Here is an 11,318-nt window from a genome sequence, read left to right as displayed (position 1 = left end):
AGACTTAAATATCTTAAGACTGAGTTGTGAAGTACTCTTCAGAGAACTGTGTTAATGCTTCTGAACCTGCTTTGACTTTAGTAATACGCAGTGCCAATTCAGGCAGAATGCGTTGTACGAAATAACGAGCAAGACCCAGTTTGTTCTGATAGAACTCACCTTGTTTATCTTTCGCAGCATGGGCAATGCGCGCGAACATATAAGAGAAGCTCAACAGGCCTACTGCATGCAGGTAATCTACTGCTGCACCATTCGCGTATTCTGGATTTTCTTTCGCAGCTTCAATGATATGCTGAGTTACCGCTTCAACTTCTGCAGCCGCATCAAGGGTCGCATCTTTAATGAAGTTCAGGTCAGCATCCAGTGCATTGGTAAAATCACGGATTTCCTGAATGTATTCAGCAATAAATTCACCATTACATTTAATGGTCTTACGGCCAATCAAGTCTTGTGATTGAACACCGTTAGTCCCTTCGTAAATCTGTGAAATACGTAAATCACGGATACACTGTTCCATGCCCCATTCACGAATATAACCATGACCACCGAAGACCATTTGTGCATCAAGTGTTGCATTGAAAGCTGTATCAGTCAGATATGCTTTCGCGATCGGTGTTAACAGGGCAACACGATCATTGGCTTTCTTGATTGCTTCTGCATCAGTCGAGAACTTGGTGATGTCAAGCTGTTGACCAACGTACACAGCGAATGCACGAGAAGCTTCGTTGTTTGCACGTACATTTAAAAGCATACGACGGACATCGCCATGTACTAGAATGCTGTCTGCTGGTTTGTTTAGAGACTGAACGCCAGAAGCACTACGGCCTTGCAGACGATCTGTCGCATATTGTGCCGCATTTTGGTAAGCGAATTCAGAAGCGCCTAAGCCTTGGATCCCCATAGACAGACGTTCGTAGTTCATCATTACGAACATGGCTGCCAGACCTTCGTTTTCTTTACCTACCAGATAACCTTTGGCACCGTCGAAGTTCATGACGCAAGTGGCAGACGCTTTGATCCCCATTTTGTGTTCAATCGAACCTGGACCTACCGGATTACGTTCGCCTATCGAACCATCTTCATTCACCAGGAATTTAGGCACGATGAACAGGGAAATACCGCGAGAGCCCGCAGGTGCATCCGGTGTTTTTGCCAATACCAAGTGAATAATGTTCTCAGCCAGGTCGTGGTCACCACCAGTAATGAAGATTTTGGTACCGGTAATGCTGTAAGTACCATCCTCATTGCGTTCAGCTTTGGTTTTGATGATACCCAGGTCAGTACCCGCATGTGGTTCGGTTAGACACATGGTGCCTGACCATTCGCCAGAGTAGATTTTTGGCAGGTAAGTTTCTTTTTGCGCTTGAGAACCATAGCTGTTCAATGCCATACCCGCACCGACAGACAGCAATGGATACAGCATGAAAGACGGGTTAGTAGCGAAAAGCATTTCATCTGACAGAACGGTCAGCATTTTTGGCATTTCCTGACCGCCCCATTCAGCATCAGCACCAAGGCCAATCCAGCCGCCTTCAGCATATTGTTTGAATGCTTCTTTAAAGCCTGCAGGTGTGGTCACAGCGCCATTTTCATATTTCGCGCCTTCTTCATCACCGGTACGGTTCAATGGAAGGGTGACGTTCTGCGCAAATTTAGCCATTTCTTCAAGAATTGCTTCTGCTGTTGCAGCGTCTAAATGGGCTAAATTTTCATTGGCTTGCCAGAATTGTTCGGCATTGAATACATCGTTTAGGATGAATTTCATATCGGCAAGTGGCGCGTTATAAATTGGCATAGTGGGTCACCTGTTTCTTGTTTGAATCGATTGATTTTGAGTCAGTCTAATGCATTAAAAATCTTATTGTTAGACGACTAAAGGTTAATTCTGTAACGCTTTATAAAGAAAAAGGACGCTTTAAAAGTAACCGTCCTTTTCCTTGTTTCTGCATTTAAAATTGTATCAGCTTAGAATGCGAAATGTTCCGCATCCAGGCTCATTAACGGCTCTACACCAGTCGCAATCAGGTCAACGTGTGAACGAACACGTGGCAGGATTTTCTTGAAATAGAAACGTGCAGTCGTCAGCTTCGCGTTATAGAAGTCTACGTCTGTAGTACCTGCAGCCAATTGCTCTTGAGCAACCAGTGCCATACGTGCCCACAGGTAAGCAAGCGTTACATAACCAGAGAAGTACAGGTAGTCTACTGCAGCAGCACCCACTTCTTCAGGGTTTTGCATTGCACGCATACCGATCTGCATGGTCAGGTCACCCCATTCCTTGTTCAGTGCAGCCAATGGTTCAACGAACTCTTTCAGACCAGCGTTGTCTTTGTTCGCTTCAGCAAACTTGTGGATGATCTTGGTGAAGTCTTTCAACATTGCACCTTGAGTACCCAAAACTTTACGGCCTAACAGGTCAAGCGCCTGGATTTCAGTCGTACCTTCGTACAGGCAGGCAATACGTGTATCACGTACGATTTGCTCCATGCCGTGCTCAGAGATAAAGCCGTGACCACCAAATACCTGTACACCATGTTTCGCAGCTTCTGAACCAGTTTCAGTCAGGAATGCTTTCGCAATTGGCGTCAATAGAGACAGGATGTTGTCAGCAAATTTACGGTCTGCCTCCTCTACACCATGTTCAACTACATCTGCATATTGAGCCAACAGGTAAACCAGTGCACGACCACCTTCAGCAAATGCTTTTTGAGTTAACAACATATTACGTACTGCTGGGTGAACGATAATCGGGTCTGCTTCTTTTTCAGGTGCTTTAGGGCCAGTTAAAGAACGCATTGCCAAACGGTCTTTCGCATAAGCTAACGCGCCTTGGAAAGAAGACTCAGATGCAGACAAACCTTGTACAGCAGTACCGATACGTGCAGTGTTCATGAAAGTGAACATGCAGTTCAGACCACGGTTTTCAGGTCCAATCAGGAAGCCTTTTGCGTTATCAAAGTTGATGACACACGTTGCATTACCATGGATCCCCATTTTGTGTTCGATCGAACCACAACGTACGCCATTACGCTCACCGATAGAACCGTCAGCATTCAGGTTGAACTTCGGTACGATGAACAGCGAAATACCTTTAGTACCTTTAGGTGCGCCCGGTAGACGAGCCAGTACGATATGGATGATGTTTTCAGCCATGTCATGTTCACCAGCAGAGATAAAGATCTTCTCGCCAGAGATTGCATAGCTGCCATCCGCTTGTGGCTCAGCTTTAGTACGGATAATACCCAAGTCAGAACCTGCATGAGATTCTGTCAGACACATCGTACCTGTCCAGACACCTGATACCAGGTTAGGCAGATAAGCATCTTTTTGTTCTTGAGAACCATGGTGTTCTAAAGTACGTACAGCACCATGAGACAGGCCAGGGTACATGCCCCATGCCCAGTTCGCAGTACCGACCATTTCAGAAATGGTAATACCTAAAGAGTTCGGTAAGCCTTGACCGCCATATTGCTCTTCCGCAGAAAGAGAAGGGAAGCCAAGTTCAATGTATTTTTGATACGCTTCTTTGAAGCCTGTTGGAGTTGTTACAACACCGTCGTTCCAGGTACAACCTTCGCGGTCACCCACCTGGTTTAAAGGAGATAATTCATTTTCACAGAAATCAGCGGCAGCTTCCAGGTACTGGTCCACGAGCTCACGGCTTACGTTATCTTGGAATGCAGGCAGGCTGGCATAATGTTGTTCAACATTTAAAAGCTCATGCAAAACAAATTGCATATCACGTAAGGGCGCTTTGTATTGTGGCATATCGGTTTCCTCAATACTGGTTTATACCAGCGTTATAATCCTGAATTAAATTGAAACGTGCCTTCATAGACACGTATTGACATGGTCTAATCGTGCAACATCTTCCTTGTTGGCACAAGCATTTCAAGGCTATTTCTTGGTGACTGTAAAGTCAAAGATAATTACCCTTGAAATCTTAAGTATATTGAGTGTAAACGTTTTTATAAAAAAATATCTGACACGAATGGTCAAAAACCTGCACACTTAGATAGACTTAGTTCTAACAATCAACATGCATAAAAAAAGACACCCGGAAGTGCCTTTTTTAACAATAAATTTGAAACGTTCAGTTAAGAAGCGTTAACGGCTGGTGCCTTAACTGGAGCATTTGGCTGGAAACGGACGTGACACTGACCATTAATGGTTTTTTCACCTATTTTGAGCTGTACAGCTGCGCCATCTTTTTTACCCTGACAGGCCTGAACAACAGCTTTTTGCTGTGCCTGACGTTGAGCCAGACGCTGGTCGAACTGTTTTACCATTTCCGCACGTTGCGCGTCAGTTAATGCTTCACCACGGTTTAATGCTCCACGAAAGTCACCACGCATTGGACGATGTTCACCTTTCATACCACGGAACTCGCCACGCACAGCTTTCATATCTTTACGGTCTGCTTTGAAAGAGATCTGACAAATACCGTCTACAGTTTTATCACCGGCTTTCACCTGAACTGCACTGCCAACAGCTTTGTTATCACAGGCCTGTTGCATTTGCTTATGCAGCTGCATACGTTGTGCACGCATTTGCTTGAACTGTTCGCGCTGTTCTGCAGTCAGATGACGACCTTTATAATCTTGATGATGTTTCATCATTTGCGGATGATCTTCACTTGGTGCATGCTTGGTCGATTGACACGCGGTCAATGCCCCCATTGATAATACACTTGCACCCAGGACGATGATTTTTGTCATTGCTTTCATTGTATTTGTCTCCAAGCCACGAGCCTGATCTATATGTTGCAAAGAATAAACAATAAAGATGAAGAAACAATGAAGAGTTTTTTCAGCTTGTGTTCGCTACAATAATGAATCTAGAGGAAAAACTGAGAATCTGCTTTTGAATATTCGCCGCATTCCGATTGCACTCCGGCTGTTTTTAACAGTGCTGTTTACCACCTTGGTGATTACCACGGTGAGTCTTGGCGTGCTTCATCTCAATATGCAGCGTAATTTCACTCGCTATGTTGCCGATGTGGAAATGCAGAAACTGGATCATGTCATTGAAAACCTGGCCGAAGTCTATGGCGTTTATAATGACTGGGGCAATGCAATTCAGGCTCAGATTCTACAGATCGAAGGTGAGGCAGCGCCGGATGATTATGACCGTCTGTCACGCTGGTGGTTACGTCGTCAGTATGACATTGCCTTACAGCAACGTTATTTTCAAGATCACACCTTAGCCAATGTAGCACCAAGCCTGATGGGTACAGATGCTGAACAGCGTACTGTAAATGAGGAAGAACTGCGTGTATTGGCAGCAAATTTACCTTCGCAGTTTCAGCCTTTTGAAGGTTTGAAGTTCCCGCTGAGTTCTAATCAGAACCTGTTTAGAACTGATCGTAAAAATGGCTCGCAGTTAACAACACAGCCGCAAGCGGGTAAAAAACAGTTTATCCAGATGCCTGACCGTTTGGGTCTGAGCTCACGTTTATCTCTTTATGATGCCAAACGTCGTTTTGTAGTAGGTGAGGCGTCAGATGAGCAGATTTCCTATCGTCCGATTATGGTAGACGATAAAATTGTCGGTTACCTGGGGCTAAAACCGGTACTGGATCAGGAAGATGCATTAAGTATCAATTTCTTTAGTAATCAGAAACGTTACCTATTCCTGGTATATGGCCTCAGTATCCTGACCAGTCTCATCGCTGCACTCCTGTTAGCGACTTATTTCAAAAAGCCGATTCAACGCTTGTTGCAAGGTACACGTGAGTTAACCAAAGGCAATTATCAGCATCAGGTCAAAGTCAACCGCAATGATGAGCTGGGTGATTTATCCAATGAGTTAAATCAATTAGCTGTCATTCTCAATCAACATGAGACTTCACGTCGCCAATGGGTAGCAGATACCTCGCATGAGCTGAAAACACCACTAGCCGTGTTGCAGGCACAGATTGAAGCGATGCAGGATGGAATCCGTAAGCCAACTCCAGAACATTTTGCTTCAATGCTGGCACAGGTGACCAGTCTGAAAAAACTGACTCTAGATTTGGCAGCCCTGGCACAGGCTGATGCCCAGCAATTGCAGATGTATGTCAGTACGATTAATCCATGGGATGTGGTACAGCAGGAATTAATGAACTTCCATCCAAAGTTTGAACAGGCGCAATTAACTGTGACTGCGGAAGGTGAAGGCGCAGACGTAGAGCTAGATCTGGACCGCTTTAAACAGATCGTGGCTAATTTGCTGAGCAACAGTATTCGCTATACTGAAGCGGGTGGACAGGTACATATTCATACTGAACAGAATGACAAAGAATGGACCTTATATGTCGATGACAGTCCGTTTGGTCTGACCGATGAACAGCTGGCCCGAATAGGTGAACGTTTCTATCGTGTAGATGACTCGCGTACCCGTGCCACTGGTGGTACCGGACTGGGTTTGGCATTATCGTGTAAAATTACGCAAGCATTAGGTGGAAGTTTAAGCTTCGATCATTCGCCACTTGGTGGATTACGTTGCAAACTGACTTTTCCTAAACAAATAAAATCATAAGGAAGTTTATTCATGAAACACATTATGCTGGTTGAAGACGAAGTCGAACTTGCACAGTTGGTGCGAGACTATCTAGAAGCTGCTGGTTTTGAAGTCAGCATGTTTCATGATGGACAGGAAGCTTATAACAGTTTCACTCAACGTAAGCCGAGCCTGATGATTCTGGACCTGATGGTGCCACGTATGGATGGCCTGACCATCTGCCGTAAGGTGCGTGAGCAGTCCGATCTACCGATTATTATGGTGACGGCACGTACTGAAGAAATTGACCGTGTACTCGGCCTGAATATGGGTGCAGATGACTATATCTGTAAACCATTTAGTCCGAAGGAACTGGTCGCGCGCGTGCAGGCAGTTCTACGCCGTCTGGATCGTAAAGCTGAACCGGAAAGCAATGATTTGTTCCGTATGGATAAATCGCAACAGCGCATCTGGTATCAACAAAAAGCGCTGAACCTGACCCCAACAGAATTCCGTTTATTAGAACTGTTTTTGGAACATGTGGGTCAGGTGTATTCACGTGCGCAGTTGCTGGATCATATTAACCCGGACAGCTTCGATGTGGCAGACCGTGTGATTGATAGTCATATCAAGAACCTGCGCCGCAAGATTTCCGAGGCTGCTGAAACGGGTAACCGTCATGAGTGGATTCAGGCAGTTTATGGTGTGGGTTACCGTTTTGAATATCCTGAGGACTAACTCTGGTTCAAGGAAATCACGAAAGCGAATAGATTTTCTCTATTCGCTTTTTTATTCACTAAAGAATACTGTGGTACGTTTTACTATAAAAATAGCACGATAGAAGCAACTTAAATGAATATCTGAATTGGTGAGGAATAGAAGATTGATACCTGAATATGTAAATATCTAATGAAAGAAACCTTTCTAAATAAAAAATAAAAGTTTAAGAACTAATCACTTAAATTTATGAGTTAGCTGATTAGCACTAGACTCGGTACAATCCCATTTTTTATTCATCATGAGAATATGTTTTGGAGAGTGAAACACCGCAGCTTCAACGCCGTTTGAAGAATCGTCATATCCAGCTGATTGCCATGGGCGGTGCGATTGGTACCGGTCTATTTCTAGGTTCAGCTCATATTATTCAGTCTGCTGGTCCATCCATTATTTTGGGTTATCTGATTGGCGGTTTGATTGCTTTCCTAATTATGCGCCAACTCGGTGAAATGATTGTACATGAACCTGTAACCGGTTCATTTAGCTATTTCGCCTTTAAATATTGGGGTAAGTTTCCAGGATTTTTAACGGGCTGGAATTACTGGATTCTGTATATTTTAGTAGCGATGACTGAGCTGACTGCAATTGGTAAATATATCAATTACTGGTGGCCAGAGATTCCGGCATGGGTTTCAGTTTTATTTTTCTTTATTCTGGTCACTGGCATGAATTTGACCAATGTAAAGATTTATGGCGAATCTGAATTCTGGCTATCAATGATTAAAGTCCTTGCGATTGTCGCGATGATTCTATTTGGGATTTATCTGCTGGTCACTGCTGATGTTGATTCTACTGCTTCAATAACGAACTTATGGGCACATGGCGGTTTCTTCCCGAATGGCTTTGAAGGCCTATTTTATATGCTGGCCTTTATGATGTTTGCATTTGGCGGGATTGAGCTGATCAGTATGGCTGCTGCGGAAACTGAAAATCCGGATCAGAATATTCCAAAAGCTGTAAATCAAACTGTAATTCGTGTATTTCTATTTTATATCTGTTCACTTGCAATTCTATTATCACTTGTGCCGTGGAATCAGCTGAACTTAGGTGATTTAGAGCATAGTCCATTCGTGATGATTTTTAATCTGATGGGTATTGATTGGGCCGCCCACTTATTAAATTTTATTATTTTGACAGCCTCGCTGTCGGTGTGTAATAGCGGGATGTATGCCAATAGCAGAATGCTGTTAGGCCTGGCAGCGCAGGGTAATGCTCCAAAAGCCTTTAAAAAGGTGAATGCACGAGGAATTCCAGTGCTAGCGGTGCTATTCTCAGCATTACTGATTTTTGGCTGTGTTTTATTAAACTATTTTGTACCTGAAAAAGCCCTAAGCTATCTGATTTATATTGTGGTGGCAGCAGCGGTACTGAACTGGATCATGATCACACTGATTCATCTTAAATTTAAGCAAGCCATTCGCCTCCAAACTGTACAAACTAAATTCCCTGCATTGTTTTCACCCCTGAGTAACTATCTGGTTTTAGCCTTTATGCTGACAGTGCTCTATATCATGTGGGATCAAGGTTTCATGTTGTCAGTGCTGATGCTGCCAGTGTGGATTGTAATATTATTTATTCTTTTCAAAATATTACAGGCCAAGAAAACTTAAATTTTTTATTCTTTTAAAAATGGGTTCATTAGAGCCCATTTTTATGTGCCTTTTTCCATGCTTTAGTAGAAAATAATAATGTGATTTATATTTGCTTGAATAATTGAAGTTGGAATAAATTGATTTGTCCATATTCTATTTAAAACAAGGTGATATAATTCTTATTAAGGGTAAATCTGGTAACTAATTATAAATATTCTTATGAAAAAAATAAGTATTAAAAGATAATTTAATTGAAGGGTTGATTGAATTAATAAAATAGAATTTTATATTAATAAATACTTTTTGAATAATTGGGTTTGAAATAATTTATATTTTTATTTTCTATGGATTTGTTATATATTTTTTAGGCTTCTTAATAATAAAAATAAATACCTATTAAAAGGCGAATTATAAGAATTAATTTATTATTTTAATAAGGATTTTACTCATGAAACTCAATATTATAGCAACAATGCTGCTTGCCTCTACGGGAATGATAATGACTGGCTGTGGTTCAGATTCAGGCAGTTCTGGTAACTCTACACCACCATCTCAAACGACCCCGGAAGAAACCGTCACGCCAGCAAATGGAGTAGAAAGATTAATCATTACTGATGCAAGTCATCTGGCGCTTGCAGATGCTGACATTCGAATTTTATCAGCTGCACAATGGAGTAATAACGTCACCAGTATTTCTGATAATAATACGGTTGATCACAGTCTCTTTGTCCAGTATGACCGTCTTCCGGTGATTAGTGATTTCTCCTCGGCACGAGAATATACAACAGACCATTTGGGTGTTTCTGATTCAGTTCATTTAGCACCAGGTATTTACTATATTTTGGTCAGAAAGCATTCTGAAACTGCAATCGTGCCATTCATTATTCACCCGACAAATACCAATAAGGAATTGTCGATCAACGTGCCTTTAACTTGTAATAATGCTGAATGTGGAACGATTCATCCGGTAAATGAAGCAATTATTGGGACACTATCAGGGCAAGTTCTGGTGCAAGGTCAGCCTTTGGCAAATGCACAGGTTTCATTATCGGGTGGTGCGGCTACCAATGGTGCATTCGTTACAGCATTAACTGATGCGAAAGGATATTTCAGTCTAGCTTTTAATGTATCTGATGAGCTTGGCGATACCTTAAAAAATGCAACGCTTATGATCAGTGCACCCGGGCATATAAGTTTAACAAAGCAGGTTGCAGTGACGTCCTCTATTTCAGGGGGTAGTCAATTTACCTTGATACCAAATACTGAAGCTACGACCAGTATTTGGCAGGAGACTTTCGAAGAAAACTCTGCTACCCGAGATGGATGGGAAAAGGCCTCTACAGTTGAAGAAACAAAATGGTCTTTGCTGCAAAAAAATCACAAGATTATTAATAAAGATGTGAATCGTTTAGTGACCTTGGCACCAGATGATAGCAGTAATGGCAAACTGCCAGATCCTGCTCAAGGCAATTATGCATATTGGTATGGCAATAGTGTTGCAGGTAGTTTCTTAAATAAAGAAGCCAATCTTTTAACCGAGGAAGGGCAGCCAGTAGAAACAAGACTGAATGGTGGAACGTCAGCACAGGCGTATTATGGAACACTGACTTCACCAGTAATTGACCTGAGCACTACACAAAAACCAATCAGCTTAAGTTTTAAAACCTGGTGGGAAATTGAATCAGTAAATCCAAGTAGCAGAGGGTATGATGCCATGGATGTGGAAGTTTCAGTCAATGGAGGGGAGTTTAAAAAATTGGCGCGATTAAATCCACTGTCTGATCCACAAACAGATTATAACCGCTGGTCGATTCCATTCTCAAACTTTGGCTTTAACCTTGCACCTCAATTTGCCCAGCAAGAAGCTATTTCTTTAGATGAATATGCGGGGCAATCCAATGTTAAAATCCGGTTTAAATTCGATACTGTCGATCAGTACTATAATGCATATCGTGGCTGGATTATTGATGACATTGTGATTCAAAATCAGCCTGGTACTTTCCCGCTTTATAGCAACAATGAGGAAGTAGATAACGAGGTTTCGATGTTTGTCGCAAAAACAGCGAAAGCTTTAATTAAATCGACATCGAGGTCCCGATGGATAGAAAACCCACCAGAGCGTACTCAATAAAATAGCATGTAAATAAATCATATAAAAAAGCGAGCGGACTAATCTGCTCGCTTTAAACTTATAAGAAATTCAAAATGTTTTTCTTTTTAGAAAAATATAAACCTTTCATCTATATCTTTCCGGTTGCTCCCAAATAATTTACCTGGAAGTGAAGCGACCTCGGTCATCGCGTGGCGGGGTATTTCTTCCGCCTCGACTTCCCGAACGACCGCGATCGTCATCATCGTCGTCATCACGGCTACGACCACGTCCACGACCATTTGAGCGACCACGATTGTCATCATCATCGTCGTCATCACGGTTACGACCACGGCCTCGACCATTTGAGCGGCCACGAT

The 11,318-nt window shown here is 42.6% G+C and carries 7 protein-coding genes and 1 pseudogene; 4 read left to right on the top strand and 4 right to left on the bottom strand.

Translation table 11 applies throughout. The annotated features are described in order from the left end of the window. Positions 1 to 13: 13 nt before the first annotated feature. The 3 genes from B3D47_RS00950 to B3D47_RS00940 form a co-directional block, all read right to left on the bottom strand. Positions 14 to 1,795, bottom strand: a complete 1,782-nt coding sequence (locus B3D47_RS00950) for an acyl-CoA dehydrogenase C-terminal domain-containing protein (protein WP_004816087.1) — start codon at positions 1,793 to 1,795, stop codon at positions 14 to 16. Between the two features lie 170 nt (positions 1,796 to 1,965). Beyond that, the gene (locus B3D47_RS00945; RefSeq protein WP_004816089.1) at positions 1,966 to 3,768 is read right to left on the bottom strand and encodes an acyl-CoA dehydrogenase C-terminal domain-containing protein; all 1,803 of its coding nucleotides are present in this window, start codon (positions 3,766 to 3,768) and stop codon (positions 1,966 to 1,968) included. A gap of 329 nt (positions 3,769 to 4,097) precedes the next feature. Then, a complete protein-coding gene (locus B3D47_RS00940) occupies positions 4,098 to 4,727 on the bottom strand; it encodes a hypothetical protein (protein ID WP_286859468.1) in 630 nt (209 codons plus the stop codon). A gap of 136 nt (positions 4,728 to 4,863) precedes the next feature. On the opposite strand from B3D47_RS00940, the gene baeS reads away from it, so the two are divergent. From baeS to B3D47_RS00920, 4 genes are all read left to right on the top strand, one after another. Beyond that, positions 4,864 to 6,519 carry a sensor histidine kinase efflux regulator BaeS gene (baeS, locus tag B3D47_RS00935; protein WP_184104700.1) on the top strand — a complete coding sequence of 552 codons (1,656 nt, stop codon included), beginning with the start codon at positions 4,864 to 4,866 and terminating at the stop codon, positions 6,517 to 6,519. A 12-nt stretch (positions 6,520 to 6,531) separates the two neighbouring features. Beyond that, positions 6,532 to 7,218 carry a response regulator gene (locus B3D47_RS00930; protein ID WP_004891477.1) on the top strand — a complete coding sequence of 229 codons (687 nt, stop codon included), beginning with the start codon at positions 6,532 to 6,534 and terminating at the stop codon, positions 7,216 to 7,218. A gap of 293 nt (positions 7,219 to 7,511) precedes the next feature. Continuing rightward, complete coding sequence (locus tag B3D47_RS00925) at positions 7,512 to 8,867, top strand: amino acid permease (protein ID WP_180185526.1); 1,356 nt, start codon at positions 7,512 to 7,514, stop codon at positions 8,865 to 8,867. 430 nt (positions 8,868 to 9,297) lie between these two features. Further along, positions 9,298 to 10,980 carry a carboxypeptidase regulatory-like domain-containing protein gene (locus B3D47_RS00920; RefSeq protein WP_286859464.1) on the top strand — a complete coding sequence of 561 codons (1,683 nt, stop codon included), beginning with the start codon at positions 9,298 to 9,300 and terminating at the stop codon, positions 10,978 to 10,980. Between the two features lie 138 nt (positions 10,981 to 11,118). Here the strand turns inward: B3D47_RS00920 and B3D47_RS00915 are convergent. After that, positions 11,119 to 11,318, bottom strand: a pseudogene (locus B3D47_RS00915) (stress-induced protein); the annotation flags it as partial.

The organism is Acinetobacter sp. UBA3461, assembly GCF_002381195.1.
Lineage (GTDB): Bacteria > Pseudomonadota > Gammaproteobacteria > Pseudomonadales > Moraxellaceae > Acinetobacter > Acinetobacter schindleri.
The sequence above is the reverse complement of the archived record's forward strand: the minus strand, read 5'-3'. Positions and strand labels throughout refer to the sequence as shown.